The sequence below is a fragment of the Promicromonospora sp. NPDC050880 genome (assembly GCF_044456525.1).
Classification (GTDB): domain Bacteria; phylum Actinomycetota; class Actinomycetes; order Actinomycetales; family Cellulomonadaceae; genus Promicromonospora.
Genome location: NZ_JBITFV010000017.1, coordinates 1 through 26,345, shown reverse-complemented (window position 1 = coordinate 26,345; position 26,345 = coordinate 1). Strand labels below are relative to the sequence as shown.

The following is a 26,345-nucleotide window of genomic DNA, read 5'->3' as shown; positions in this document are numbered from 1 at the left end:
GAATGGCTCCCACGGGGGACGCCACACCCACGACCCCGTTCCTAGGTTGACGCCATGACGACGACCGAGGCCCCGCCGCGGGCGGCCCGACAACGCCGCACCGCCCGCAACGCGCAGACCAACGACTACTTCGACCTCGTCGAACGAGCCAACGCCGCAGGCCTCATGGGCCGCCGCGTCGGCTGGTACGTCGGCCGCACCACACTCGTCGCCGCCGCACTGGCACTCGCGTTCACCCTGCTGCTCACCCTGGGCCACACCTGGTGGCAGCTCGCCGTGGCCGCCCTGTTCGGCATCGTGTTCACCCAGGGCGCGTTCCTCGCCCACGACGGCGGGCACATGCAGATCTTCGCCTCCGGCCGCCGCAACGAGTGGTTCTCCCGCATCGTCGGCAACCTCGTCGTCGGCCTCTCCATCGGCTGGTGGAACCGCAAGCACAACCGCCACCACGGCCACCCCAACGTGATCGGCAAGGACGGCGACATCGCCACCGGCGCACTCGTGTTCGTACCGGGCCAGGAGCAGGGCCGCACCGGCATCCTCGGCTGGGTCACCCGCCGCCAGGGCTGGCTGTTCTTCCCCATGCTGACCCTGTTCGGCCCCGTGCTGCACGCCAACTCGGTCCAGACCCTCGCCACCGTCCCCGGGATCAAGCACCGCGGCGCCGAGGCGGTCCTGCTCGGCATCCGCCTCATCGGGTTCCCCGCCCTCGTGCTCCTCACGCTCGGCCCCGCCCTCGGCACCGCGTTCCTCGCCGTCCAGCTCGCCGTGTTCGGCACCTACATGGGCGCCACCTTCGCCCCCAACCACAAGGGCATGCCCCTGCTGCCCAAGGACCTCAAGATCGACTTCCTGCGCCGCCAGGTCCTCACCTCACGCAACATCCGCGGCGGCCGGTTCGTCGAGTGGGCCATGGGCGGCCTCAACTACCAGGTCGAGCACCACGTCTTCCCCCGCATGCCCAGCGTCAACCTGCGCCACGCACGCCCCATCGTCCAGGACTTCTGCGCCGAGCACGACATCCACTACACCGAGACCGGACTGCTCGAGTCCTACGGGATCATCGTCGACTACCTCAACCGCGTCGGCCTCGGGCACGCCGACCCCATGGACTGCCCCATCGTCGCGCAGTACCGCTGACCCCACCCTCAGCACCCGGACGACGGCGCTCGCAGTGAGCGCCGGGACGCCGTCGGCGGCGTCGCACCCCGGAACCACCGAGGCGCGACGCCGCCGACGTGCGTCGTCACGCGGCCGGTACGACCGCGTCCAGGAGGGCGAGCTCGTCCTGCGTGAGGCGCAGGGCGCCCGCGGCGACGTTCTGCTCCAGGTGGGCGACGCTGCCGGTCCCGGGGATGGCCAGCACGTGCGGGCCGCGGTGCAGGGTCCAGGCGAGGCGGACCTGCGCCGGGGTGACGCCGTGGGCCTTCGCCACCGTGGCCAGCTCGGCGTCGCCTGTCGGGGCGCTGTCGGACGGCGCGCCGTCTGCCGGTGCGGAGCCGGACGGGCTGGGCGCCGCACCCGCGACCGCGAAGAACGGCACGAACGCGATGCCGTGCTCCCCGCAGAGCGCGAGCAGCTCGTCGGCGGACCGGTTGGTCAGGCCGTACTGGTTCTGCACGCACACGACAGGCGCCACCGTCAGTGCCTCGGTGAGCTGCTCCGGCAGCACGTTCGAGATGCCGAGGTGCCTGATCAGGCCGGCGTCGCGCAGCTCGGCGAGGGCGCCGAAGTGCTCGGCCACCGACTCCCGGTCCTGCTCGTGCCCGGTGCCCCAGCGCAGGTTGACCACGTCGAGGTGGTCACGCCCGAGCTGGCGCAGGTTCTCCTCGACCTGGCCGCGCAGCTGGTCGGGGCGGGCCATCGGCTCGAACCCGCCGTCCCGGGACCGGGCCGGGCCCACCTTGGTGGTGATGACCAGGTCGTCGCCGTAGGGCTGCAGGGCGGTGCTGATCAGCTCGTTGGCGGAGCGGCCGGGCGTGAAGTAGAACGCGGCGGTGTCGATGTGGTTCACGCCGAGCTCCACGGCCCGGCGCAGGACGGCGATCGAGTCCGCGCGCGGCCGCGGCGGGTCCCAGGGCATGCCCATGAGCCGCATGGCGCCGAGGCCGATGCGGTGGACCGTCCGGTCGCCGAGCTGCCAGGTGCCGGCTGCGGCGGCGTCGGGGGTCGTGGTGGTGGTCGGGTCGGTGGGTGTTGTCGTCATGCGTCCAGCGTCACGCCGTCTGCCGCCGGTCCCGGCACGATGGCAGGTTGTTGCCGTCCTTGGCACGGGGGAGCGGCAGGAGGGAGGATCGTGGTCATGCAGACGGGCCAGGCCGTGACCATCGTGCGCGGGGAGCAGGAGCTCATGGAGCGCACCATGCACCTGTTCGCGACGGCCACCGAGGTGTCGTGTGCCGCCAACGACCTCGCGACGTGGGCGGCCGCCCAGACGTCGGAGGAGCTCGCCCACCTGGTCCGGCACCGCCGGCCCGGCGACGTGAAGATCCGCAAGGTCTACCGTTCCGCCCTGCTGCTGGACGCCTTCGCGGCCCGGGGTCTGGCCCGCGACCGGGACCGGCACGGTGCGCAGATCCGGATCACCACCGAGGAGATCAACGAGACGATCATCCTCGACCGCCGGCTGGTGATCATCGCCGGCGACCTCACCGCAGGACAGCGCAGCTACAGCGTGATCACCCAGCCCGAGACCGTGCAGGGCGTCACCTCGCTGTTCGAGGCGGCGTGGCGCTCGGCCACCGACCTGGCCGTCTACGACGCGCGGATCGCCGACATCCGCCGGATCGCGCCCCAGGTGCTGGACCTGCTCGGTCAGGGCGTCAAGGACGAGACGGCCGCTCGCATGCTCGGGCTGGGCGTGCGCACCTACCGCCGTCGGGTCGCGGAGCTGATGGAGGCGCTCGGTGCCGGCTCCAGGTTCCAGGCGGGCGTGCGGGCTCGGGAGCTTGGGCTGGTCTGACGTCGGGCTGGTCTGACGTCGGGCCGGGGCGGGCGTCGGGAGGGCCGGGGCGGGGGAGCGGGGCGTGTCAGTGGCGGGTGCGAGACTCCTGCCGTGACTGAACGCGCCCCCGTACCGACCGACACCGTCGTCCGGCTCGCCGCGATCCTCGAGCGCCTGCCGGAGTGCAAGGAGCACGACGCCTGGACGGGTGTCGCGTGGAAGACGCGGGGAGCGACGGTCGCACACGTGTTCGGGGGAGAGGACGGCCTGGTCCGGATCACGTTCCGCGCCGAACCCGACGAGGTCGAGGCGTTCCAGCACCTGGGCCCGCACTACTTCAAGGCGGACTGGGGAAGCAACGTCGTCGGACTCGTGCTGGACGAGGCCACGGACTGGGAGGAGCTGACCGAGCTGCTCACCGATTCGTACTGCATCCAGGCACCGCAGCACCTGGCGGAGCAGGTCGACCGGCCGGGCATCCGGGATGCCGGATGAGTAGTGTCGTGTCATGACGCACTCAGGTGGAACGGTGGATCGCACCCTGGTGCAGAACTGGGTGCGCGACTACGAGCGGCTGTGGCGCACGCCCGGCACGGAGCGTCTGGCCGACCTGTTCAGCGCCGACGCCTCGTACCTGACGTCGCCGTGGGCGGAACCGATCGTGGGGCTGCCGGCGCTGCGGGAGTTCTGGGACGCGCACCGCGACGGCCCGGACGAGGCGTTCACGATGACCAGCGAGGTGGTTGCGGTCGACGGTGCGACGGCGGTGGTACGGGTCGCGGTGGAGTACGAGGCCCCTGACGGGAGCTGGCGCGATCTGTGGCTGCTCACGTTCGACGGCGCCGGACGCTGCGCGGCGTTCGAGGAATGGCCGATCGCACCGTCCCGTGATTCTGCCGTGTGATTTCGCCGTGTGACTGCGTCTGTGTGACCGCGTCCGCGTAGCTGCGTCGTGGCGAGTGGTTCAGGCCAGATTCTGCACCTGGTGCTTGAGTTTCCGGTCTTCAGCAGCAGAACCGATAATGTACATTATGTCATTTCGGCGGCGATGCAGGGGTGTCTTGCCTCTGCCCCGCGGTGCAGGCGGCCGGGTTCATACCTTCGCGCTCAGAGTCCCCGCGCACCGCTTCGCGCCGAGCTCTCTCACGAGCCCTGCGATCGCTGCGCAAGCCCTGCGATCGCTGCGCAAGTTTGCTGACCGCAACGTGGCGGGCTGCCGCGTGAGCCGGCACGTTGCCCGCGGCGCCACGGGCCGCCGAAGAGTCTTTCGGCCGTTCGGTCCATTGCACGACGCCGGAGCCTGTGTTCGGTCCGATGCCCTGAGATCGGTCGTGCGATGGGCCGATCTCAGGGCATCGGACCGAACACACTGTCGCCACCGATGCATCGGACCGAACGCGCTGTCACCGCCGGTGCATTCGACCGAGCTCGCCGTTGCTACCGGTGCGGATGACCGAAACCCCCCTGGCGCCGCCGTGCGGATGACCGAATCAGCTCGCCGTGGCAGTGTGGATCGCCGAACGGGACTGGCACGTCTTCGTGGTTGGCCCCGGTTGCACGCCGGGCCGTTCTGGATTGGTCACCCTTCCCCGCCCTCTTCCACATCAGGTCGTAACCACTGCTCTAAAGGATTGTGTATAGCGCAACACAAACCTATGCAAACCTCAGCATATTGGGGCGGCAGCGCACCGGAAACGAGCGGCGATCGGCGGCGTCCGGGACATACGATCCGGAGACGATGAACCTCGACGGCATGCTCGCGGCGTCCACGCGCACCGTGGTGCTCGTGGAGGGCGACAGCGACCGTGCGGCGATCGACGCCCTCGCTGCACGCTGGGCGCTCCCCCTGCCGGACCTCGGCGTGCAGATCATCGCCATGGGTGGCATCACGAACATCGGCCACTACCTCGCGGCCCTGGCAGAGGTCGCCACTCCGGAGGTCGCCACCCCGGAGATCACCGATCCGCACGACGGCACCCGGCCCCCCGCGCCCGGCACCGGCCCCGCAGAAGGGCACCGGTCCCCCGCCGTCGAGCACACAACCCCGCCCCCCACCGGCCCGGCCCGGACGGTACGCCTGTGCGGCCTGTACGACGCCGCCGAGGCGCGCTTCGTCGTCAACGGCCTCGACCGCGCCGGCCTGCGCCCCTCCGCGAGCGCCGCTCCCCTGGCGAGCGCCGGTTTCTTCCGGTGCGAGCGTGACCTGGAGGACGAGCTGCTCCGGGCCGTGGGCACCGAGCGGTTCCTGGCCCTGATCGGGTCGGAGGGTGAGCTGGGCAGCTTCGAGCGGCTGCGGCGTCAGCCGGCCCAGCAGGGGTGGTCCACCATGCGGGTGCTGCACCGGTTCCTCGGGAGCCGGAGCGGCCGTAAGGAGCGGTATGCGCGCCGCCTGGTGGAGGTGCTCCCCCTGGACCGGGTGCCGGATCCGCTGGACGCGGTCCTGCGGTGGGCGGTGGGTGACGGCGTCGCTCAGGGGCGTCGCGGGTCCAGCACGACCATCCCGGCGCGCGGGGCGGAGTCCATGGCCGGGACCAGCTCGGCGGCCTCGGCCATGCCGACCACCCGGTCCAGCAGGTCCTGCGGGCGCAGCGCCCCGGACGACACGAGGCCGAGCATCTCGGGGTAGTCGGCGGCGGCCATGCCGTGGCTGCCGAGCACGTCGAGCTCCCAGGCGATGACGCGGCCCATGGGGACGCGCGGGCCGCCGTCGACCGGGGCGAAGAGCCCTACCTGGACGTGGCGGCCGCGGCGGCGCAGGCTCGTGATCGCGTCGGCGCAGGTCTGCTCGCTGCCGACGGCGTCGACGGCGACGTGCGCACCCCCGTCGGTGAGCTGGTGCACCACGGCGGGTACGTCGAGCCCGTCGGCGAGCACGGTGTGCGTGGCGCCGGCGCGGCGTGCGGCGTCCAGGGCGGCCGGGGTGCGGTCGACGGCCACGACGTGGGCGCCGCGGGCCACGGCGATCATGACGGCGCTGAGCCCGACGCCACCGGCGCCCACCACGACTGCCCACTCCCCTGCCCGGACCTGGGCGCGTCCGGCCACGGCGCGGTAGGCGGTGGCGAACCGGCACCCGAGGCTCGCGGCGGTCTCGAACGTGATGTCGTCCGGGACGGGGACGAGGTTGGCGTCGGCGGCGTGCAGGACGACGAGCTCGGCGTAGGAGCCCCAGTGGGTGAAGCCGGGCTGGGTCTGGTCGGGGCAGACCTGGGCCTGCCCGGTGCGGCACCAGTGGCAGGTGCCACAGCCGCTGACGAACGGCACGGTGACCCGGTCCCCCACGTGCCAGCGCGTGACGCCCGCGCCCACCTGCGCGACGGTGCCGGCGAGCTCGTGCCCGGGGACGTGCGGCAGGGTGGTGATGTCGGCGTCGTGCCCGGACCAGGCGTGCCAGTCGCTGAGGCACAGGCCGGTGGCGTGGACGCGCACGACGACACCGCCGTCGGGCGCCACGGGGTCGGGCACCTCGCGGACCTGGACGGGGCCGTGGAACTCGTCGAACTGGATGGCGCGCACCCGCGGATTCAACCACGGGCACCCGCACCGTGTCCGGCAGGCGCCCCTACTCCCCTGCCAGGATCCGCCGCACCGGGTCGAACGCCTCGGTCAGCTCCTGCCCCACCACCACGTACGAGATGCCCAGGCGCTCGCGGCGTTCGCGGGTGTGCCCGGGCCGGCGTGGTGGGGGTGGGTCTTGTCGCAGGTCAGGGGCGCATTCCGGCATATCGGGAGTGTCAGTGGTGGCGCTTAGGGTGGCGGTCATGGTCGCTCCTCCGCGCCTTGAGCGCATCACTGTCGACGAAGCCGTGCGCCGTTATCTGGCGGCGGTGGAGGTCGAGACGATCCGTGGTGTCCTGTCTCCTGCGACGGCGCGCAGCTATACGCGTGACGTGACGGAGTTCGGGCGGTTGGCGGGCCGGGAGCGGGTCCTGGACGACGTGACGGGTGCTGACGTGGACACGGTGCTGGTGCGGTACCAGTCGGCGCCGGACGCCCGGTACACGGATCCGGGCCGTAAGCCGGGTCCGGGGCGCAGTACGGCGACGGTGAACCGGTTCCGGCAGTCGGTGACCCGGTTCTTCGCGTACGCGGCGCGGGAGTGCTGGGTGCAGGCGGACCCGATGCAGTGGGCGGCTCCCCCGGCGAAGGTGCGGGGCACGTTGCGCACGGCGCGGACGGCGTTGTCGGCGGGGGCGGCGCGGAGCCTGCTCGCGGTCGCGCCGACGGACGCGCCGGCGCGGACGGACCAGGATCTGGTGCTGCGGGACCGGCTGGTGGTGGCGCTGCTGCTGGTGCTGGGTCCGCGGGTCTCGGAGCTGGCGCGCGCTGATCTGGACGACGTGGCGCGGGAGCCGGGGCGGGCGACGTGGCGGATCCGCGGCAAGGGTGGCAGTACCCGCACGGTGACGCTGTCGCCGCCGCTGTCCAGGGCGTTGGAGGACTACCTGTCGGGTCTGCGCCCGTCGCTGGCGGCCAAGCGCCCGCAGGACGACGACGCGCAGCGTGCCCTGCTGCTGTCGTGGCGTGGCCGCCGGATCGACACCCAGGCGATCCGGGCGCTGCTGGCGCGGGCGGTGCGCCGCATGCCTGCCCCGTACCAGCGGGAGGCGACGCCGCACGCGCTGCGGCACACCACGGCGACGCTGCTGGTGGCCGACGGGTGGGACGTGAAGGTGGTGGCGGAGCTGCTGGGGCACGCGTCGATCGCCACGACCGGTGTGTACCTGGACCGGATCGAGGGTGAGCTGGCGGCGGCGATCCGGTCGCATCCGCTGGCGGGCGCGATGGAGTGAGGGAGCGCGCTCAGCGGGGTGCGGACGAGGGCAGGGTCACCGTGACCCTGGTCCCCTCCCCCGCGGTGCTCTGCACCTCGAGGGTGCCGCCGTGGGCGTCGACGATGGCCTGGGCGACGGGAAGCCCGAGGGCGATCTCACGGGGCCGGCGGGGGGCGCCGTCGGCCCCGTGAGAGCGTGTGGTGAGTCGTGCGAGCTCGTCGGGGTGCAGGCCGGTGCCGGTGTCGGCCACCTCGAGCAGGACCTGGCGGCCCGCCGGGCCGTCCGTGACCCCGGTCGGTGGCCTGTGCCCGCCGGGACCGTGGTCGTCCCGGACGTCGACGCGCAGCGTGACGGCGCCGCCGCGTGGTGTGTGCCGGAGGGCGTGACTCACCAGGGTGTCGACCATCTGCGCCAGGAGCTCCGGGTCGCCCGGCACCGTGGCCGGGTCCGTGCCTGGGTGCGTGTCCGTGGTGGTGTCGGTGTCCGGTGTCGTCATGGTGAGTGTCAGACCGGCGGCCTCCACCGCGGGGCCGAGCTCCTCGGCGCGGGCCCGTACGACCCGGGCCAGGTCCACGTCCCTGGGGTGCACGTCGAGCTGCCCCGCCGCGAGGCGGGCGCTGACCATGAGCTCGTCGGTCAGGTGCAGCAACCGCCGCCCGTTGCGCTCGATCACGCCCACGTACCGGTGCTGCTCGGGCGTGAGCGTGTCCGTGTCCAGGAGCTGTGCGTACCCGAGCACCGAGGTCAGGGGCGAGCGCAGCTCGTGACTGAGCATCGCGATCAGGTCGTACTGCGTCTGCCCGGCGGGTTGCGCCCGGCGGTCCCGTACCAGCCGTGCCACTCCCGCACTGCCGAGGGCCACCACGAGGGCGACCAGGGGCATCACGACGGTCCGGGGCACGAGCAGGTCGACGGCGGCCTCGGGTGCCGCGAGCGCCGTGGCGACCTGGACGCCGGTCGCACCGGCGACGGCCAGCACCACGGCGGACCATGACCCGCGCAGTCCCAGGGTGGCTGCGGGCAGTACGAGCAGCGCGTCCGCGGCGGTGACGGCGGCGCCGGAGCCGTGCTGCAGGGCCACCAGGGCGCCCATCTGCGCCAGCGGCAGCACGGACTGCCACGTGTCGGCGACGCGGGCCCAGGGGATCAGCACGCCGGCGTTCTGCACGGCCAGGACGAGCAGCAGGCCGAGCCACATGCCGAACCAGGTGGCGGCCCCTGCGTGGACCGGTCCGCCCGGCACGAGGAAGGTGAGCAGCCATGTGATCGCGTACAGGACCGTGAACGGCACCTGCCGCAGTCCTACCGCCTGGGGTGCCAGGAACCGGTCCACGAGCCCTCCTCCGCTCGGTGACGGCCCCTGCCCCAGGCCGCCCCGCCTAGTTCCGACGGTAGGCAGGAACGTCGTGCCGCGCCCGTCGTGGTACGGGTGTCATACGGGCGTCATACGGGTGTCAGTGGAACGTGGAGGCGTAGTACGTCTGCTGGTCCACGTTCTCCACGGTCACGTCTCCGGTGCGTTCCAGGTGGCGGCGCAGGTGGTCGGCGAACCGCAGCGACTCGTCGTTGAACCGGGACACGTCGTAGGCGCACACCACGCGGTGCTCGGCGAGGTGGGCGACCAGGGTGTCGATCATGTCCATGAAGGTGCGGGTGGACCGGCGGTGCGGGTGCACGAGCGTGAACCCGACGTACCAGACCGCGCCGCGGGCGGCGTGCTCGGGGTAGCGGGCGGCGAAGAACTCGGGGCTCACCCAGGGCACGGCGGCGAGGTCGGTCGCGAGCGTCGTCAGCCCCACCGCCTCGCCGTGCTCGTCCCGGGCCAGCAGCTTGGTCACGCGGGGGTCGGCCATCTCGGCGTCGAACTCCCGGCGGTGCAGCACGTGCCGGGCGGCGGCGCGGGTGCGCAGCGGCTCGAAGGCCTCCAGGTACAGGGCCCAGAACCGGTCCGCGACCGCGCCGGAGACCGTCTCGCGCAGGACGACGTCAGCGTCCATGGCCCGGCACCCCCCAGCCGACGCTGCGGTAGGTCGCGACCACCACGGCGCACACGGGCAGCGTCCGGCACGTGATGCCCACGATGCGGCGCCCCTGGGGCCGGTAGGCGCCGCCGCGGGTGGCGGACAGGTCCTCCAGGCTGTGCGTGAGGTCTGCGGAGACCTGCTCGCGCGAGGGCCCCTCGTGCTCGACGAACAGGCCGGCCCCGTCGCCGTCGTCGTGCCGGGACCAGGCGATGCCCGCCCAGGCGTCGTGCCCGGGCAGCGAGGCGTGCGCCCGGGCGTACACGCAGTACAGGGCGTCCCCGTGCGCGCCGCGCAGCTGTCCCGGCCCGTGCACCTCCTGGACGCGGCTGCCGGGCGGGATGATCGAGCTGAGCCGGATGAGGTTGAAGTCGCTGACGCCGGCGCTCGCCAGGGCGGCGTCGAACGCGGCCAGGGTGGTGCGCCCGGTGCCGGTCCCGGCACTGACACGGATGACCAGTGGGTCGGGCCGCGGGTCGGTCAGTCGGTCAGTCAGTGGGTCAGTCATGGTGTCCTCGAGGACGGGAGATCGCCGGACTCGCCGAGCCCGCCGGTGCGCCCGGCCGCGGCGTCCAGCAGGTCCAGCACGGAACGCAGCACGGCGTCGGGCGCCGCCTGCCCCTTGGTCAGGAACACGGTACGGCCCAGCTGGAGGTCCTTCCGTTCCTGCGTGCCGACCTCGGCACCCGAGTAGACGACCAGCGGCACCCGGCGCAGCCGCCCGTCACGCCGCAGGTCGGCCACCAGCTCCCGCCCGCCCCCGCCGGACACGGTGAGGTCCAGGACCACGAGGTCCGGGTCGGCGCCGTGCGCCAGCGCTCCCCTGGCCTCCTCCACCGAGCGCGCCTGCCGGACGGCGAGACCCCCGTTCTCCAGGACGGTCGCCACCACGCTGCGCAGGTCGTCGTCGTCCTCGACCACGAGGATCCGGCTGTGGTGCGGCTGGCGGCGGATGACGTCCCGGACGGTCTCGATCAGGCGTGCGGGGTCCACGGGCTTGACGAGCCAGTCGTCCGCGAGCGCCGCGGTCTCCAGCACGTCGCCCGGCCGCGTCCCGGACACCACCACGACCGGCACCCCGGCCGTGGCCGCGGACCGTCGCAGCTGGCTGAGCACCTCGGCGCCGCTCGTGCCCGGCATCGCGAGGTCCAGGACGAGCACGTCGGGATGCTCGTCGTCGATGACGTCGAGCACGGCCTGCCCGTCGGTGACGCCCACGACGTCGTACCCGCGTGCCTCCAGGACCGCGCGGAGCACCTCCACGACGTCCGGGTCGTCGTCGGCGACCAGCACCCGGGTCGGTGCCTGGACGCCCTGCTGCCGGGGCTCCGGGGCCCGGCCCGTCTCCGGTGCGGCGCGGCGCAGCGTGAACCGGAAGCTGGATCCGTGCCCCTCGCCCTCGCTGACGGCCCACAACCGTCCGCCGTGCAGCTCCACGATGCTGCGCGCGATCGGCAGCCCGAGCCCGGAGCCACCCCGCTCACGCGTCGTCGAGGCGTCGATCTGCTCGAACCGCCGGAAGACGGCCTCCAGCTTGTCGGGCGGGATGCCGCGTCCCTCGTCCTCGACACGCAGCTCGACGAAGTCCCCCACGGGCACGCTCGTGACGCGCACGGTGCTGCCCGGCGGGGAGAACTTCACCGCGTTGCCCAGCAGGTTGGTCAAGGTCTGCACGATGCGCTCGGCGTCCGCACGGACGACCTCCGTGCTGTGCTGCGGTGCCAGGGTGACGCCGGCCTCGTCGGCCAGGACCGAGACCTGGTCCACCGCGGCGGCCACCAGCTCGCCGACCGGGTGGTCGGCCAGCTCGAGCTGTGTCGTGCCGGCGTCCAGGCGCTCCACGTCCAGGATGTCGTCCACGAGCCGCGCGAGGCGCTCGCTGCTGCCCAGGGCGATGTGGACCATGCGTGCGGCCTGTTCGGGCGCGTCGTGGAACGCTCCACCGTCCAGGAGGCCGAGCGCACCGCGGATGGCGGTCAGCGGGGTGCGCAGCTCGTGGCTCACCACGGACACGAACTCGTCCTTGATGTTCTCCATCTCGCGTCGTTCGGTCACGTCACGGAACGCGACGACCGCGCCGCGGATCCGGCCGTCGTCGCGCAACGGGCTGGCCGTCACCTCGACGGGCACCTCCTTGCCGTCCAGGCGCAGGTAGACGTCCTGCTCGGCCGTGACCGTGATGCCGTCGCGCACCGCCTCGGTGATGTAGCAGTTCTCCGCGGGCAGCCGGGTGCCGTCCTGCGCCGGGGCGTGGAAGGTGGCGTGCGCGTCGCGGCCCACCAGCTCACCGGCGGGCGCACCGAGCGTGTGCGCCGCGGCCGCGTTCACGAACGTCACCCTGCCCTGCAGGTCCACCCCGTAGATCCCGTCGGCCACGGACTCCAGCGTCCGCTCCCGCTCGCTGGCCAGCGAGCGCAGCTGCGCGGTGCGTTCCCGCACCCGTCGCTCCAGCCCGTGCCGCAGGGACTCGTTGTCCACCACCACCAGGATCTGCCGCACCACGACCGCCACGAGCACCGCGACCCACAGCGCGTTCGCCACCCACGGCAGGCCCGCACCGCCCTGCGCCTGGGTCACGCGGGTCAGCGCGGCGGCCAGGAACAGGCAGAACGTGACCACCGTGCCCAGCACGGGAGTCCCCTCCCCGGACCGGGTCACGACCGGGGCACCGGAGGCCGCCGGATGGCGCGCGGCCAGGGCGATGGCGAGGTAGCCGCCCACCCACCCGGCATCGACCGGGCTGCCGAACGTGAACCCGTCCGTCGCCGACAGCAGAGCGAACGCCACGTCCGCCACCGTGTACAGCACGAACCCGCCACCCACCAGCACCAGCGGCACCCGTTCGGCGGCACTGGACCGAGTCAGCACCTGCACCGCGAGCGTGGCCAGCAGCGCGTCCACCACGGGCAGCGCATACGCCGTGAACGCCGGCTGCGTGGCCTGCGCGACCGGGTCGAGCGCCACGGCGAACAGCGCGATGTACAGCACCGAACCGCCCACCACCACGCTGTCCAGGAGCATCCGCACCAGGTCCTGGCCGCGCGGCCGCACCGCAGGGAACAGCGACAGCCCCACCACGCCGAACAGCAGCGCCGCGATGTAGACGGCGTCACCCGTCTCCGGGTCGCCCGCCAGCCCGGAGTACACGTTCCCGGCCAGCCCCACCACACCACCCAGGGACAGCGCACCCCAGGCCCGACGCCGGCGCCCCCTGGACTGCACCGCACGCCACCCGCAGCTCACCGCCGTGACGACACCGGCGGCCGCGAGCGCCACCATCGAGATCTGCTGGCGCACGGACTGCTCCAGCGGCCCGGCCAGCGCCACGACGAACAGCAGGAGCGCCGTGCCGCCGACCCAGCACCAGCGGACGAAGCTCTCCCGTGACCCCTGCGCGGAGCGCGGCGACCCCATACGGCGAGAGTAGGTCAGCCGTGTGGGCCCTGCATTTCACCTTCCGCTTTTCACCTTCCGCTTCTCACTCTGCCCGCGCACCGCGCCCTGACCAGGGACGCGTCAGGTCCACCCGAGCAGGTCCGCGATCTGATCGGGCAGCGTCAACGGGTCGAACGGCTTGGCCAGCACCCCGGCGACCCCGAGCTCCTCGTACCGGCGCCGCTCGGCGGGCTGCACCTTCGCCGTCAGGAAGATGACCGGCACGTCCTGGGTGCGCGGGTTCTCCTGGAGACGGGAGAACGTGGCCGGCCCGTCCATCGCCGGCATCATGACGTCCAGCAGCACCGCGTCCGGGGGGTCAGCCTCGCACGACGCGACCGCCTGGGCACCGTCCGCGGCCACGTCCACGTCCCACCCGGCAACCACCTCCAGGCCGGTCCGGACGACCTCCCGGATCGCCTCCTCGTCGTCGACCACCAGGATCCGTCGGCTCATCGGGCCTCCTCCAGGGCACGCACGTCGGACAGCTTCGGCTTCCGCCCCCTGGACCTGCAGCCAATCCTCCCACCGACCGGGCGCTCGCGGCGGAGGAACACCGGGTGCAGGCCGACGCGCCGGTCATTCCGAGATCCCCGAGGTGGGAGCGGGTACCGTGAGTGCGTGCCGTCCCGCAAGTTTCCCAGCCTGCCGAAGCTCACCCTCGACCTGCCCCCGGACTTCGTCCGGCAGGTGCGCACGTTCGCCACGCGCGCAGCGATCGTGGCGGCCGCCGTGCCCGTCACCGCCGCGGTCGCGCTGACCGTCACGGACAAGATCCGGCGGCGCATGCACCCGCTCACGGAGAAGTTCCCCACCGAGAAGCCCCTCACCGAGTACATCGACGAGACCGCCACCACCGTCTACACCTACGGCGCCGACCTGTACGAGGCGATGCTGGAAGCCATCCGCGGCGCCCGCACCTCGGTGATGCTGGAGTCCTACATCTGGAAGGACGACGAGGTCGGGCGGCAGTTCAAGCAGGCCGTCATCGACGCCGCCGACCGTGGTGTCGACGTCTACGTCATCGTGGACGGCTTCGCCAACCTCGTCGTGCCCTACTCGTTCTTCCGCTTCCCGCCGTCGGTGCACGTGCTGCGGTTCCCCGTGCTGCGCCGCGGCATGGCCTACCTGAACGTCCGCACCTCCGGGCGCGACCACCGCAAGATCCTCGTGGTCGACGACGAGATCGGGTTCGTCGGCGGGTACAACATCGGCTCCCTGTACGCCACCCAGTGGCGCGACACCCACGTACGCCTTGCCGGACCGTCCGTGTGGGAGCTGCGCAACGCGTTCGTCGACTTCTGGAACCGGCACCGCAAGCCACGCCACCCCGTGCTGACCGACATCGGGTCGAACACGTGGATGCCGCACCTCAAGGCGGCCCGCAACGCCCCCTCCGAGCTCGTCTTCCCGATCCGCGGCATCTACCTCGACGCCATCGACCGCGCCACCAGCCACGTCTACATCACCCAGGCGTACTTCATCCCCGACCACGACATCCACGCCGCGCTGCTGGCGGCCGCCGCCCGCGGCGTCGACGTCCGCGTCCTGGTACCGCACCGCTCCAACCACGTCGTGGCCGACTGGCTCGCCCGCGGCCAGTACGCCTCCCTGCTGCGCGGCGGCGTCCGCATCTTCCTGTACCAGGGCGCCATGGTGCACGCCAAGACCGCGACCATCGACCGCCGCTGGACCACCATCGGCACCGCCAACATCGACCGGCTCAGCCTCACCGGCAACTACGAGGTCAACCTCGAGATCGTCGACCCCGGCCTGGCCGCCCGCATGGAGGACGTGTTCGCCATGGACCTGTCCAACGCCACCGAGCTCACCCTCGCCCAGTGGGAGGAGCGCGGCACCGTCGCCAAGATCGGCGAGTACCTCCTCATCCCGCTGCGCCCCCTGCTGTAGCACGGGAGCACAGCGGGACCAGGCCGACGGCTCAGACCGTCCTCACGCCGCCAGCGACTCCCCCGCCGTCAGCCGCGCATAGACGTACTGCCCACCGAGCCGCGCCGTGTCCAGCCACCGGCCCGTCAGCATGTGCCCGATGTCGGACAACAGCCCGTCGTGCACCGGGACCACCGTGACCGCCGGAACCGAACGCGCGAAGTCGATCGCCTCCCGCAGCTTCATCCACGGCCCCGACACCGGCACCAGCAGCACGCCGACCCGGCCACCGGGCACCTGCGCGGGCGGCACGAAGGAGTCGCCCGGGTGGTACACGCTGCGCCCGCCGGCCTCGACCAGGTAGGTCACGTTCACCGGCAGACCAGGCACCTCCGGGTGGATCTCGGCGTGCGCACCCCCGCCCACCGTGACCCGCGCACCGCCGACCTCCAGCACGTCACCGGGCGTCACTGCGTGCAGGCGCTCGCGGGCCGCGCCCGCGGTGGCCAGGTTCTCGATGGCGGACGCCGGCCCCCAGACCTGCGCCGCGGGGGTGGTGCGGAGGTGTTCTGCGACGGCGGCCGGGTCCAGGTGGTCGGCGTGGTCGTGGGTGATCAGCACGGCTGTGGCGCCCGTGAGCGCGCCGGTGTCGCTGAAGGTTCCGGGATCGATGACGACGCGTGCGCCGTCGGGCAGAGCGACCGAGACGCACGCGTGCCCGTGGAAGGTGAGCTGCATGGTGGCAGGCTACGCCCGCCGGGCGAGTGGTGCGGTCAGACGGCGGACCGTGCGGCCCGCCGCTGCGCCAGCTCGTCGCCCTCGACGGCGGGGACGCCGGGCTCGCCCTGCTCGATGGTCTCGGTCGGCATCTGGGACAGGGTGCCCTCGATCTCGCGCCAGACCCGCCCGACGGCGATCCCGAACACGCCCTGACCGCCGGCCACGAGGTCGACGACCTCGTCGGGCGAGGTGCACTCGTACACGCTCGCGCCGTCGGACATGAGGGTGATCTGGGCCAGGTCCTCGACGCCGCGTTCCCGCAGCGCGGTGACGGCGGTGCGGATCTGCTGCAGGGAGACGCCGGTGTCCAGGAGTCTCTTGACGACCTTGAGCACCAGGATGTCGCGGAAGCTGTACAACCGGTGGGTGCCGGACCCGGTGGCGGGCTTGATGCTCGGCTCGACCAGGCCGGTGCGGGCCCAGTAGTCGAGCTGACGGTAGGTGATGCCGGCGATGTGGCACGCCGTGGTGCCGCGGTAGCCGGTCGTGGCGTCCTGCTCCGTCAGGTCCTCACCGAAGAGGAGACCCTGCGCGCCGTGCGGGACCGTAGCGCGTGTGGCTCTCTCACCGCTGGTGTTCACTGTGCCTCCTGGGGTGTCGTGGCCACGCTATGGCGCGTCGTAGGTGATTTCAAAGATGCGCGCCGTGAAACGCCCGGCGTGTCGCGAGTTGTTCCCCGGGCGGGGTGGCGGTCAGCCGTTGCGTCCGGGTCCGGGGCTCCCTCCGCCGGGTGGTCCGAGGAAGTCCTCGGGGGTGACGTGGTCCAGGAAGTCGCGGAAGCGCTCGACCTCGGCCTGCTGGTCGACGTCGACGATCTCGACGCCGGCCAGGGCCACGATCTCGGCCGAGCACAGGACGGGGCTGCCGGTGCGCACGGCCAGCGCGATCGCGTCGGAGGCGCGTGAGTCGAGGTGCACGCCGTTGCTCAGCACGAGCTCGGCGAAGTAGATGCCGCCCTCCAGGGCGACGATCTCGACGCGTTCGAGCACGACGCCCACGGCGCCCAGCACGTCCCGCAGCAGGTCGTGGGTCATGGGCCGCGGGGTGGCCAGGCCGGCCTGCGCCATCGCGATCGCGCTGGCCTCACGGGCGCCGATGACGATCGGGACGGCGAGATCGGCGGCGCTGTCGAGCAGCAGCACGACGATCTCCTGATCGCGTTGCTGCTGTCGCACACCGAGGATCTCCACGGGAACCATCGGTACGTCGTCCGGCCTCACTCTTTCACCGTACGGCGTCCGGCGGTCGCGCGTCGCGCGCTCGGAGCAATTTTCTGGTCACGTGGTGGTCGGCCACGTGCCAAAGAAGGGTGAAATCCCGTCTCAGCCGAGGTCGTCGATGCCCTGCCGGATCCAGGCGGCGTGCAGCCGGGTGAACAGCTCGCCCATCTCACCGGCCATGCTGGCCGCGCGGCCCCGCGCGGCGGTGGCCTGCTGGCTGCGCAGCGGGGCCACGACCTGGTCCACGAGCGTGACCTGCCGGTCGGCGGCGGTGCGGAAGGAGCGCAGGTGGCGGGGTTCGATGCCGAACTGGGCCAGGGCCGCGGCGATCCGGACGACGTCGACGGCGCTGGAGCCGAAGGTGCCGCCGGAGGCGGGCAGCAGCCCGGACCGGGCCAGGTCCTGCACGAACTCCTCGGTGACGCCGGCGGCGTCGGCCACGGACCGTGCGGTCCAGCGGCGCCTCGCTGGCGCGCCGATGCCGGCCAGGCGCGGTGCGGGGTGCTCTGCCGAGTCGGGGTCGGCGTCCATCGCGGCCAGGCGTTCCTTGATGGCCTTCAGCGGCATGTAGCTGTCGCGCTGCTCGGTCAGGACGAAGCGCAGGCGTTCGACGTCGGCCTGGCTGTACTGCCGGTAGCCCGAGGGGGTCCGCACGGGCTCGATGAGGCCCTGCTCCTCCAGGAAGCGCAGCTTGGAGTGCGACACGGAGGGGAACTCCTGGCCCAGGGCGCGCAGCACGTCGCTGATGCGCATGGTGGGCTGCCGGGAGATGCCCCGGGGCCAGGGCGCGTCGGCGTCACCCGGGTCCCGGCCCGACGCGGGGTCGGGACCGGGCTCGGGGTCGCGGTGGACGCGTGCGGCGCCGGCCGTCACGGGGCGGGCGTCCCCGCGCCCCACTGCGTCGGCGCCTGCGGGCTGGCGTGGAAGGTGAGGCGGAACTTGCCGATCTGCACCTCGTCGCCCGTGACCAGGGTCGCGGCGTCGATGCGACCGCGGTTGACGTAGGTGCCGTTCAGTGAGCCGATGTCGCGGACGACGAACGAGTCGCCCTCGCGGACGAACTCGGCGTGCTTGCGGGACACGGTGACATCGTCGAGGAAGATGTCGGCCTGCTCGCTGCGCCCCGCGACCGCACGGCCGGTGTCCAGGAGGAAGCGTGCGCCGAATCCCGGCCCGCGCTGCACGATGAGCAGGGCGGAGTGGCGCGGGAGGGCGGCGACGGCTGCGGCTTCTTCCGGGCTCAGTGCCGTGCGGGGCGCCTGCTCGTCGGAGGTCGGGAACGCGATGCGACCCAGGTTGGCCGTGGTATCGGGCCCGACCGGATGGGCGCTGGGGTCCGTCATCAGGTCTCCTCGGGTGCGGGGGTGGGGTGCTGGGATGGGTCCGTCGTACTGCCGTGTACTGCTGTTTCGGGGTCAACGCACGGGGCGCCGCCCAGGTTCCACTCAACCTACCCCGATCGAGATGGAAGCGGGAACCAGGCCAGGGAACCAACCCGGATAAAACTACCCACGTCACGGCGGTTCCGCATGCCAGTTCCGCAAGGTCGTTCCGGGTGCGCCCCGGTCACTGCCCGTCGTCGGGCTCGGCGTGCTCCGGTTCGCCCGGGATGCGTACCGCGTCCACGGTGACCTGGTCGGACGGTGTGGTGGTCGCCTCGCCGCCCTCCTCCCGGATCCGGGGCAGTGCGCCCCCGGGGATCTCCAGGGCGCGGTCGATCGTCTTCGGGTCGCCGATGGCGGTCCACTCGTACGGGGAGGCCACGGCGGCGCCGTCGAGCACGACGCCGCCGCCCGAGTCCACGAAGTAGCTCGTGGTGACCAGCCGGACCCCGTTGACCTCGATCGCCTCGGCGCCGGCGTTGCGCAGCTCCTCCAGCAGGTTGAACAGCACCTGGGCCTCGAGCGGCTTGTCGCCGTCGGCCACGTGGATGTGCACCCCCGGACCCTGCGCGGGCAGCCGGCCCGACAGGATGCCCTCCTGCTGCGCGCGCTGCTGCGCGAGGTCGCGGGCCGCCTGGTCGCGGCCGTCCTCGGACTGCAGGTCGTCGCGGATCTCCTCCAGGTCCGAGACCTCCGCGTCGAGCTGGTCGGCGCGCTGCGTCACCTCGTCCAGGAGCCGCACGAGCTCGTCCTGGCGCAGTCCGCTGAGCTGGTCGCCCGTGGACTGCCCCACCTGGACCGCCAGCGCGAAGCCCAGCAGCAGGCACAGCAGGCCCGCCAGCAGCTCCGAGCGCGTGCCGCGAGGGCGCAGGAGATGGGCCGCGCGCCGCCAGCCGGACGCCGCCGGGGCGGCGCCGGGACGGGAGCCGTCCGGATCGGCGGGCTCGGCGGGCTCGGCAGGCTGGGCGGCCTCTCCAGGCTCGTCCGCCGTCGGGTCCGTCGGGTCAGGCTGATTCGGCTGATCGGCGGTGGGCGTCTCCTCTGGGTCGCCGCTCTCCGTCGCCTGTACCGGGTCCACCGGGTCCACCGGGTCCACCAGGTCCACCAGGTCCTCAGTGGCGTCGTGCGCTGTCGGCGGCCGGCTCGAGGATGCGTCGGACGACGCCGCGTCCGGCGCGTCCGGCGCGTCCGGGGTCTCGTCCGGTCCGCCCGCCGGCTGGTCGGGGGTCTCCCGGTCCTTGCCCGTGCTCACGCTCACGCCTTGAAGATGTGCCGGCGGATGGACGCCGCGTTGGAGAAGATCCGGATGCCCAGCACCACCACGACCGCGGTGGAGAGCTGCCCGCCGACACCGAGCTGGTCGCCCAGGAACACGATGAACGCCGCCACCACGACGTTCGACAGGAACGAGACCAGGAACACCTTGTCGTCGAACATCCCGTCGAGCATGGCCCGGAAGCCACCGAACAGGGCGTCCAGCGCCGCCACCACCGCGATGGGCAGATACGGCTGCAGCATCAGCGGCACGGTCGGCTGCAGCACCAGACCGGCGACCACCCCGATCACGAGCCCGATGATCGCGATCATCCGTTGTCCTCCTCGGATCCGTCCTGAGCACTGTCCTGGGCACCGTTCCGGGTGCTGTCCTGAGCACGAGGCACGTGCGCGTACCGCAGCGTCGGCGACCCCGCACCGGGCAGGTACATCCCCTCGCTGGTGGTCACCTCGTTCTTGATGTCGTACTCCGCGCTCAGCAGCTGCAGGAACCCCAGCCCCGCCGACCGCGCGAACTCCACCTGCATGTCCTCCGGGTCACCGACGGCCTCGATCGTGTACGTCGGCCCGTTCAGCGGCTGCAGGTCCACCAGGATCGCGTCACCCGCGTTCCGGATCGCCGACAGCGACGTCAGCCGCTGGTCGTTGACCGCCACGGCCTCCGCACCCGCGGCCCAGAGCTCGTTGACCACGAACTGCACGTCCGCGTCCCGCACCCGCGACTCCGCCGGCGCGTCACCCGGCTCCACCAGCCCGCCACCCGACCCGTCGGTCAGCCGCACCACCAGGCCCGGGCCCCGTACCGCCACCGCACCGTTGACCCACCGGTCCAGCGCGTTGATCTCCAGCAGCGCAGACGGCAGCAGAGCGTCCACCTGCAGGCCGTCCACCTGGGCGCTCAGGGCCGCCGCCCGGTCCGACAACGACTCCACCTGCACGCTGCGCTCGCGGATCTGCTCGATCAGCACCGCACGCCCCCGCGACACCTCCGGCTGCGGTGCTCGCAGGTCCAGCACGGCCACCGTGGTCGCAGCCCCGAGCACGGCGGCCACCAGGGTCATCGACAGCAGGCTCGGGAGGCTGCGCCGCGGGGCACCCGCCGCCGTCCCCGCCTCCCGGGCGCGCCGCTGCGCCATCTCCGCGTACCCGGGGTCCAGAGGGCGCTCGGTGACCTCGCGCAGGAGCGTCATCGACTCGTCCGGACGGCGGCCCGGGGAACGGGCCGGTGCCGCCGGTCCGCTCATGCCCCCGCCGCCAGCCTGCGCACCTGCGCGACGTACTGCAGGCCCGCCAGCCAGTACAGGCCCACGCCCCACCACGTGAAGGCCCAGCCCACCACGTGCGCGACCGCACCCAGCCAGCCCGGCACCTCGGCGAGCAGCAGCAGCGGGAACGCGTACAGCAGCGCGAACGTCGCCACCTTGCCCACCATGCTCACGTTCAGCGTGCCGTACCCGAGCCGGGCCAGCACGGGCACCGTCAGGGCCAGCAGCACGTCCCGCGCCACGATCGCCACCACCAGCCACAGCGGCACCACCTCGCGCCACGCCAGGCCGATCAGGGTCACGAAGATGAACAACCGGTCCGCCAGCGGGTCGAGCATCTGCCCGAGCCGGGTCACCTGGTTCAGGCGCCGGGCCAGCACACCGTCGAGCCAGTCCGTCACACCGGAGACCGCGAGCACCAGCAACGCCCAACCGTCCTCGCCCACCACGATCAGCCAGGCGAAGACCGGCACGAGTGCCAGCCGCACCAGGCTGATCACGTTGGGTACGGTCAGGACCCGGGAGCTCATCTCCGCCCCAGTGGACACGCAAAACCGCCCTTGCTCACGCCGGTTCGTCTCGGCCGCCATCCTACGGGGCGGGCGTTGCGTATACGCACTGGCACGCCGCAGGTCCCCGGATCCGGCCTGACGTGCGGCTCCGGGGACCTGCGTGCCGCACGTCACGCCCCCTGCCTCTGTGCCGAAGCACCCCGCAACCGATAGGGTGGTGACACATCCCCTTGGAGTTCGTCGTCTTCCCGTGTGCGCACACACCGTGCGACAGGCCCGCAGCCCTGCTGCGGGGAAGGTGTTTTCGGGAGCGAGCGACGCGAGGGCCCTCACCTCGGCCCTGACTCCCTCCGACGACGAACGGTGCACCACTGCATGTCTCTCGACACCCATGACCTGATCGCGCCCACCGAGCACGACACGGCCCCCGACACCGGCCACGACGCCGACCAGGCCACCGCCGCGACGACCGGCGACGACACGGCCCCCGAGGCCACCACCAGCACGCCCGCGACCACCGAGCCCACCGGCCCGACCTTCGCGAGCCTCGACCTGCCCGCGACCCTCATGGCCGCCATCGACGAGCTCGGCTTCGTCACCCCCTCGGCCATCCAGGCCCGCGCCATCCCCGAGCTCCTGGCCGGCCGCGACATCACCGGCGTCGCCCAGACCGGAACCGGCAAGACCGCCGCCTTCGGCCTCCCGCTCCTCGCCGCCGTCGACCCCGCCCTGCGCAAGGTCCAGGCCCTCGTCCTGACCCCCACGCGCGAGCTCGCCATGCAGGTCGCCGACGCCATCGAGTCGTTCGCCAGCAAGATGGACGACGTCCGCGTGCTGCCCGTCTACGGCGGCGCCCCCTACGTACCCCAGCAGCGCGCCCTGCGCGACGGCGTCCACGTCGTCGTCGGCACCCCCGGCCGCATCAAGGACCACCTCGAGCGCGGCGCCCTGCGCCTGGAGGACATCCGCTTCCTCGTCCTCGACGAGGCCGACGAGATGCTCCGCATGGGCTTCGCCGAGGACGTCGAGGAGATCTTCGGCCAGGCACCCGCCGAGCGCCAGGTCGCCCTCTTCTCCGCCACCATGCCCCCGGCCATCCGCAAGGTCGCCGACCAGCACCTCACCGACCCGGTCCAGATCGCCGTCGCCCGGCAGTCCTCCACCGTCACCGCGGTGCGCCAGACCTACGCCGTCGTGCCCTTCCGCCACAAGGTCGGCTCCCTCGCCCGCGTCCTGGCCACCTCCGACGCCGACGCCGCCATCGTCTTCACCCGCACCCGCGGCGCGGCCGAGGACGTCGGCTCCGCCCTCATCGAGAAGGGCATCTCCGCCGCCACCATCTCCGGCGACGTCGCCCAGAAGGAACGCGAGAAGATCGTCGAGCGCCTCCGCTCCGGCGCCCTCGACGTCCTCGTCGCCACCGACGTCGCCGCCCGCGGCCTCGACGTCGACCGCATCGGCCTGGTCGTCAACTTCGACGTCCCCGGCGAGCCCGAGGCCTACGTCCACCGCATCGGCCGCACCGGCCGCGCCGGACGCACCGGCGAGGCCCTCACCTTCGTCACCCCCCACGAGCGCGGCAAGCTCCGCTCCATCGAGCGCACCATCCGCACCCAGCTCGAAGAAGTAGACATCCCCTCCCCCAAGGACGTCTCCGCCCACCAGGTCAAGCGCACCCTCGACAAGGTCGCCGCCCGCCGCGAGGCAGGCCGTCTCGACATGTACACCGAGATGATCCGCACCTACGTCCAGGACAACGACGTCGACCCCATCGACGTCGCCGCCGCCATGGCGGCGCTCGCGGTCGGTGACGACGGGCCCCGGGCCCGCGCCGAGCAGGAGGAGTACGAGCGCGAGCGGGCCGAGGCCAAGGCCGCTGCCGCCCGGCGCAGCACCCGCGACGGCGACCGGCACGACCGCACCTCGCGGGGCCGGTCCGAGGGCGAGCGCGGCATCCGCCGTCCCGCCCGCGGCACGCGGTACCGCATCGCCGTCGGTCACACGCACGGCGTGCAGCCGGGCGGGATCGTCGGTGCGCTGACCGGCGAGGGCGGCATCACGGGCGCCGACGTCGGCAAGATCGACATCTTCGGCAGCTTCTCGCTGGTGGACATCACCGCACCGCTCGACAACGAGGCGCTCGACCGGCTGGCCCGTGCCCGCGTGGCCGGCAAGCCGCTGCGCATCACGCTCGACCGCGGCGCCCCGCGCGGTGGCGAGCGTGGCCCGCGCGGCGGTGGCGACCACCGCCGCCCGGACGGCGACCGCGGCCCGCGTGGCCGCTCCGCCCACTGGGAGGCCCGCAGCACCCGCTGACCCCACGCGAACGAGAGACGGCCGGCACATCCTCAGGATGTGCCGGCCGTTCTGTCTCGCCGCGGTTCCTATCTCGCGGGGTCGTGGCCGGGTTCCGGAGCCTCGCCGAGCTCCGCGATGAGGGCCACCAGCCGGCGGGCCTCCGCCATGGCGTGCTCGCCGTCGGCGCGCTGGATGCCCATGACGGCGAGCACGTCGCCGTCGGACAGGTCGAGGTGCACCCACGGATCGTTGGGACCGAACCGGACGGTCACGATCTCGGGCCAGGAGAGGCGCCGGCTGGAGGCGTAGTTGACCACGGTCAGGCCGTCCGGGTCCGGCACGGCGCGCACCGCGCCGAACCGCCAGGCGATCACGGCGCCCAGCAGACCGAACACGATGATCGCGATGCGGTTCGCGGTGTCCGCGCCCTGACCGGTCGCCGCCAGCGCGACGAACGTGCACCCGCCGGCCGACAGCAGCGCGAGCCCGTACGCCACGGGCGTGCCGAACCGGCCGCGGAACACGCGGAAGCGCTCGGCTCCCCCGTCCACCCCGTTGCCGGCCCGCGCGCCCATGACGCCTACAGCCGCGAGGCGTGGATGGACGTGACGATGATGGCCCGCGCACCCACGCCGTACAGGGCGTCCATGATCCGGTTCGTCTCCCGGCGCGGGACCATGACCCGGACCGCGCACGCGTCGCTGTGGTGCTGTGCCGACACCGTGGGCGACTCCTTGCCGGGCGTGATGGCCACGGCCTCCTCCAGCCGTGAGGCGGGCACCACGTAGTCCATGAGCACGTACTCCCGGGCGGTGATCACACCCTCCAGCCGGCGGGTCAGGATGTCCAGGCCGGCCGGGGGCTCGGTGTCCGACCGCCGGATCAGCACGGCCTCCGACCGCAGGATCGGCTCGCCGAAGACCTCCAGGCCCGCGGCCCGCAGCGTGGTGCCGGTCTCCACGACGTCGGCGATCACGTCCGCGACGCCGAGGCGCACGCTCGACTCCACGGCACCGTCCAGGTGCACGATCGCGGCGGGCTCCACGCCCTGCTTCGCCAGGTGCTGCGCCACGAGCGTCGTGTACGACGACGCCACGCGGCGCCCCGCGATCTGCGCGATCTCGGTCACGGGTTCGGTCTCGCCGGGCCCGGCGGGTGCCGCGTACCGGAAGGTGGACCGCGCGAAGCCCAGGCCGAGGTGCTCGACGGCGTCGGCACCCGAGTCGAGCATCAGGTCACGACCGGTGATGCCGACGTCGACCGTGCCCGTGCCCACGTAGACCGCGACGTCGCGGGGGCGCAGGAAGAAGAACTCGACGTCGTTCTCGGGGTCGGCGAGCACCAGCTCGCGGGTGTCGCGGCGCTGGCGGTAGCCCGCCTCACGCAGCATCTCGGAGGCGGGGCCCGACAGGGCGCCCTTGTTGGGGACTGCGATGCGCAGCATGTGGTGTTCCTCTCTGGGTGTACGTCGGACCTGCGGACCCGGGTCTCCCGGCGCCGGCCCGACCGGTGGGGTCGAGCGGCGCCGAGGCCGGGTCACAGATGCGTGTACACGTCCTCGAGGGTCAGGCCCTTGGCCACCATCAGGACCTGCAGGTGGTACAGGAGCTGCGAGATCTCCTCGGCGGTCTCCGTGTCCGACTGGTACTCGGCGGCCATCCACACCTCGGCGGCCTCCTCCACGACCTTCTTGCCGATCGCATGGACGCCCGCGTCCAGCTGGGCCACGGTGCCCGAACCCGCGGGGCGGGTCTGGGCCTTCTCGGTCAGCTCGGCGAACAGGATCTCGAAGGTCTTCACGACCCCAGCCTAGTCGGGCGACGGGGGCGCCACCGGCCGCCGTCCCACGTTCTGGCCATGTCGCGACTATGGCGAGGGCCACTCCGCGGGCAGCGTGCCGTCGTCCGCGGGCGTCAGCACCCCCTGGTACGGGGTGATCAGGTGGAAGCCGACGTCGTCGCCCGGCTCCTCGCCCGAGGCGGCGGACAGGAGGACGAGGACCGTGCCGTCCTCGTCCGCGAGACCGGACGCCGGGTCCAGCGGGTCACCGCCCGGGTGAGCGTCGCCACTGCAGGTCTCCGGCGTCGAGACCACGGCGATCCGCTCGCCGGCCGTGACGTCGAGCTCCGGCTGCGGCTCGCCCCGGCCGGGCGGCGGGTCGGGCCGCTCCAGCACCTGCACCACGTCGACGAGCCAGCGCTGGGACTCCACGCCGTACATCAGCACCGTGTCGTCGCGCGCCACGACCGTCCCGCGCAGCACAGCGCCCGCGGCGGCCGCCGCCTCCTCCGGGGTGCCGAACCGCACCCAGTCCACGCAGGCCACGGCCGGCGGCTCCGGGCTGGTCACGGGACGCCCGTCGCCTCCCCCGGCCGCGCTCTCCGTCGCGGCCCGGGGCTGCGCTCCCCCGGCCGGGGGGGGCCCGGGGCGCCCCGCCCCCCCCCCCCGCGGGGCCCCCCCCCCCCCCCCCGGGTGGGGCCCCGGCCCCCCCCCCGGGCGGGGGCCCCGCCCCCCCCCGTGTGGCCCCCCCCGCGCCCCCCCCCCGCGT

The 26,345-nt window shown here is 72.9% G+C and carries 28 protein-coding genes and 1 pseudogene; 8 read left to right on the top strand and 21 right to left on the bottom strand.

From position 1 onward, the window contains the following. Positions 1-54 precede the first annotated feature (54 nt). The gene (locus ACIBBF_RS21520; RefSeq protein WP_397417396.1) at positions 55-1,140 is read left to right on the top strand and encodes a fatty acid desaturase family protein; all 1,086 of its coding nucleotides are present in this window, start codon (positions 55-57) and stop codon (positions 1,138-1,140) included. Between the two features lie 106 nt (positions 1,141-1,246). Here the strand turns inward: ACIBBF_RS21520 and ACIBBF_RS21515 are convergent, their stop codons facing one another. Then, the gene (locus tag ACIBBF_RS21515) at positions 1,247-2,206 is read right to left on the bottom strand and encodes an oxidoreductase (protein WP_397417394.1); all 960 of its coding nucleotides are present in this window, start codon (positions 2,204-2,206) and stop codon (positions 1,247-1,249) included. Positions 2,207-2,302: 96 nt separating this feature from the next. On the opposite strand from ACIBBF_RS21515, the gene ACIBBF_RS21510 reads away from it, so the two are divergent. The 4 genes and pseudogenes from ACIBBF_RS21510 to ACIBBF_RS21495 all read left to right on the top strand — a co-directional run. Further along, positions 2,303-2,962, top strand: coding sequence for a DNA-binding response regulator (locus ACIBBF_RS21510; protein ID WP_397417391.1), 660 nt, complete (start codon positions 2,303-2,305; stop codon positions 2,960-2,962). A gap of 93 nt (positions 2,963-3,055) precedes the next feature. Continuing rightward, complete coding sequence (locus ACIBBF_RS21505; protein WP_397417388.1) at positions 3,056-3,439, top strand: MmcQ/YjbR family DNA-binding protein; 384 nt, start codon at positions 3,056-3,058, stop codon at positions 3,437-3,439. Between the two features lie 13 nt (positions 3,440-3,452). Then, a complete protein-coding gene (locus tag ACIBBF_RS21500) occupies positions 3,453-3,848 on the top strand; it encodes a nuclear transport factor 2 family protein (RefSeq protein WP_397417386.1) in 396 nt (131 codons plus the stop codon). Positions 3,849-4,682: 834 nt separating this feature from the next. Beyond that, positions 4,683-4,862 (top strand): annotated as a pseudogene (locus ACIBBF_RS21495) (TOPRIM nucleotidyl transferase/hydrolase domain-containing protein); the annotation flags it as partial. Between the two features lie 551 nt (positions 4,863-5,413). Here the strand turns inward: ACIBBF_RS21495 and ACIBBF_RS21490 are convergent. Beyond that, positions 5,414-6,460: an alcohol dehydrogenase catalytic domain-containing protein gene (locus ACIBBF_RS21490; RefSeq protein ID WP_397417384.1), complete on the bottom strand. Its 1,047-nt coding sequence runs from the start codon at positions 6,458-6,460 to the stop codon at positions 5,414-5,416. A gap of 46 nt (positions 6,461-6,506) precedes the next feature. After that, entirely contained in the window at positions 6,507-6,707 is a 201-nt protein-coding gene (locus ACIBBF_RS21485; protein ID WP_397417382.1) for a hypothetical protein, read from the bottom strand. Here ACIBBF_RS21485 and ACIBBF_RS21480 point away from each other — a divergent pair. After that, the gene (locus tag ACIBBF_RS21480) at positions 6,706-7,737 is read left to right on the top strand and encodes a tyrosine-type recombinase/integrase (RefSeq protein WP_397417380.1); all 1,032 of its coding nucleotides are present in this window, start codon (positions 6,706-6,708) and stop codon (positions 7,735-7,737) included. The two genes, ACIBBF_RS21485 and ACIBBF_RS21480, sit on opposite strands and share 2 nt — an antisense overlap. A 10-nt stretch (positions 7,738-7,747) precedes the next feature. On the opposite strand, the gene ACIBBF_RS21475 is transcribed toward ACIBBF_RS21480, so the two are convergent. The 5 genes from ACIBBF_RS21475 to ACIBBF_RS21455 all read right to left on the bottom strand — a co-directional run bounded on the left by ACIBBF_RS21475 (position 7,748) and on the right by ACIBBF_RS21455 (position 13,631). Beyond that, positions 7,748-9,052, bottom strand: coding sequence for a sensor histidine kinase (locus ACIBBF_RS21475; protein WP_397417378.1), 1,305 nt, complete (start codon positions 9,050-9,052; stop codon positions 7,748-7,750). Between the two features lie 121 nt (positions 9,053-9,173). Further along, positions 9,174-9,716 (bottom strand): hypothetical protein, encoded by a 543-nt coding sequence (locus ACIBBF_RS21470; protein WP_397417376.1) that lies wholly within the window; start codon positions 9,714-9,716, stop codon positions 9,174-9,176. After that, the gene (locus tag ACIBBF_RS21465) at positions 9,706-10,248 is read right to left on the bottom strand and encodes a pyruvoyl-dependent arginine decarboxylase (RefSeq protein ID WP_397417374.1); all 543 of its coding nucleotides are present in this window, start codon (positions 10,246-10,248) and stop codon (positions 9,706-9,708) included. Before ACIBBF_RS21465 ends, ACIBBF_RS21470 begins: the two co-directional genes overlap by 11 nt. Further along, positions 10,245-13,154, bottom strand: coding sequence for a response regulator (locus tag ACIBBF_RS21460; protein WP_397417372.1), 2,910 nt, complete (start codon positions 13,152-13,154; stop codon positions 10,245-10,247). Before ACIBBF_RS21460 ends, ACIBBF_RS21465 begins: the two co-directional genes overlap by 4 nt. Before the next feature lie 102 nt (positions 13,155-13,256). Next, positions 13,257-13,631 carry a response regulator gene (locus ACIBBF_RS21455; RefSeq protein WP_397417370.1) on the bottom strand — a complete coding sequence of 125 codons (375 nt, stop codon included), beginning with the start codon at positions 13,629-13,631 and terminating at the stop codon, positions 13,257-13,259. A 165-nt stretch (positions 13,632-13,796) separates the two neighbouring features. On the opposite strand from ACIBBF_RS21455, the gene ACIBBF_RS21450 reads away from it, so the two are divergent. Continuing rightward, positions 13,797-15,086, top strand: coding sequence for a phosphatidylserine/phosphatidylglycerophosphate/cardiolipin synthase family protein (locus ACIBBF_RS21450; protein WP_397417368.1), 1,290 nt, complete (start codon positions 13,797-13,799; stop codon positions 15,084-15,086). Between the two features lie 42 nt (positions 15,087-15,128). Here ACIBBF_RS21450 and ACIBBF_RS21445 read toward each other — a convergent pair whose 3' ends face one another. The 9 genes from ACIBBF_RS21445 to ACIBBF_RS21405 form a co-directional block, all read right to left on the bottom strand. Further along, positions 15,129-15,803, bottom strand: a complete 675-nt coding sequence (locus ACIBBF_RS21445; protein WP_397417366.1) for an MBL fold metallo-hydrolase — start codon at positions 15,801-15,803, stop codon at positions 15,129-15,131. Positions 15,804-15,838: 35 nt separating this feature from the next. Beyond that, a complete protein-coding gene (locus ACIBBF_RS21440; protein ID WP_119145523.1) occupies positions 15,839-16,426 on the bottom strand; it encodes a MerR family transcriptional regulator in 588 nt (195 codons plus the stop codon). 111 nt (positions 16,427-16,537) lie between these two features. Next, positions 16,538-17,044 carry a bifunctional nuclease family protein gene (locus tag ACIBBF_RS21435; RefSeq protein WP_397417541.1) on the bottom strand — a complete coding sequence of 169 codons (507 nt, stop codon included), beginning with the start codon at positions 17,042-17,044 and terminating at the stop codon, positions 16,538-16,540. A 123-nt stretch (positions 17,045-17,167) separates the two neighbouring features. Beyond that, positions 17,168-17,938 (bottom strand): MerR family transcriptional regulator, encoded by a 771-nt coding sequence (locus tag ACIBBF_RS21430; RefSeq protein WP_397417364.1) that lies wholly within the window; start codon positions 17,936-17,938, stop codon positions 17,168-17,170. Continuing rightward, positions 17,935-18,408 carry an FHA domain-containing protein gene (locus tag ACIBBF_RS21425; protein WP_397417362.1) on the bottom strand — a complete coding sequence of 158 codons (474 nt, stop codon included), beginning with the start codon at positions 18,406-18,408 and terminating at the stop codon, positions 17,935-17,937. Before ACIBBF_RS21425 ends, ACIBBF_RS21430 begins: the two co-directional genes overlap by 4 nt. Before the next feature lie 223 nt (positions 18,409-18,631). Then, positions 18,632-19,705 carry a DUF881 domain-containing protein gene (locus ACIBBF_RS21420; protein ID WP_397417359.1) on the bottom strand — a complete coding sequence of 358 codons (1,074 nt, stop codon included), beginning with the start codon at positions 19,703-19,705 and terminating at the stop codon, positions 18,632-18,634. Beyond that, a complete protein-coding gene (locus ACIBBF_RS21415; RefSeq protein WP_397417357.1) occupies positions 19,702-20,034 on the bottom strand; it encodes a small basic family protein in 333 nt (110 codons plus the stop codon). The genes ACIBBF_RS21420 and ACIBBF_RS21415 overlap by 4 nt, the downstream gene beginning before the upstream one ends. After that, positions 20,031-20,966: a DUF881 domain-containing protein gene (locus ACIBBF_RS21410; RefSeq protein WP_397417355.1), complete on the bottom strand. Its 936-nt coding sequence runs from the start codon at positions 20,964-20,966 to the stop codon at positions 20,031-20,033. The genes ACIBBF_RS21415 and ACIBBF_RS21410 overlap by 4 nt, the downstream gene beginning before the upstream one ends. Beyond that, positions 20,963-21,517, bottom strand: coding sequence for a CDP-alcohol phosphatidyltransferase family protein (locus ACIBBF_RS21405; RefSeq protein ID WP_397417353.1), 555 nt, complete (start codon positions 21,515-21,517; stop codon positions 20,963-20,965). Before ACIBBF_RS21405 ends, ACIBBF_RS21410 begins: the two co-directional genes overlap by 4 nt. A 357-nt stretch (positions 21,518-21,874) precedes the next feature. On the opposite strand from ACIBBF_RS21405, the gene ACIBBF_RS21400 reads away from it, so the two are divergent. Beyond that, on the top strand, positions 21,875-23,815 hold the full coding sequence (locus ACIBBF_RS21400) for a DEAD/DEAH box helicase (protein ID WP_397417350.1): 1,941 nt from the start codon (positions 21,875-21,877) through the stop codon (positions 23,813-23,815). A 68-nt stretch (positions 23,816-23,883) separates the two neighbouring features. Here ACIBBF_RS21400 and ACIBBF_RS21395 read toward each other — a convergent pair whose 3' ends face one another. The 4 genes from ACIBBF_RS21395 to ACIBBF_RS21380 form a co-directional block, all read right to left on the bottom strand. Beyond that, positions 23,884-24,372, bottom strand: coding sequence for a PH domain-containing protein (locus tag ACIBBF_RS21395; protein WP_397417347.1), 489 nt, complete (start codon positions 24,370-24,372; stop codon positions 23,884-23,886). 5 nt (positions 24,373-24,377) lie between these two features. Next, entirely contained in the window at positions 24,378-25,241 is an 864-nt protein-coding gene (hisG, locus tag ACIBBF_RS21390) for an ATP phosphoribosyltransferase (RefSeq protein ID WP_397417345.1), read from the bottom strand. Between the two features lie 92 nt (positions 25,242-25,333). Further along, positions 25,334-25,597 (bottom strand): phosphoribosyl-ATP diphosphatase, encoded by a 264-nt coding sequence (locus ACIBBF_RS21385; RefSeq protein ID WP_397417343.1) that lies wholly within the window; start codon positions 25,595-25,597, stop codon positions 25,334-25,336. A gap of 66 nt (positions 25,598-25,663) precedes the next feature. Then, entirely contained in the window at positions 25,664-26,146 is a 483-nt protein-coding gene (locus ACIBBF_RS21380; protein ID WP_397417340.1) for a hypothetical protein, read from the bottom strand. Between the last annotated feature and the right edge of the window lie 199 nt (positions 26,147-26,345).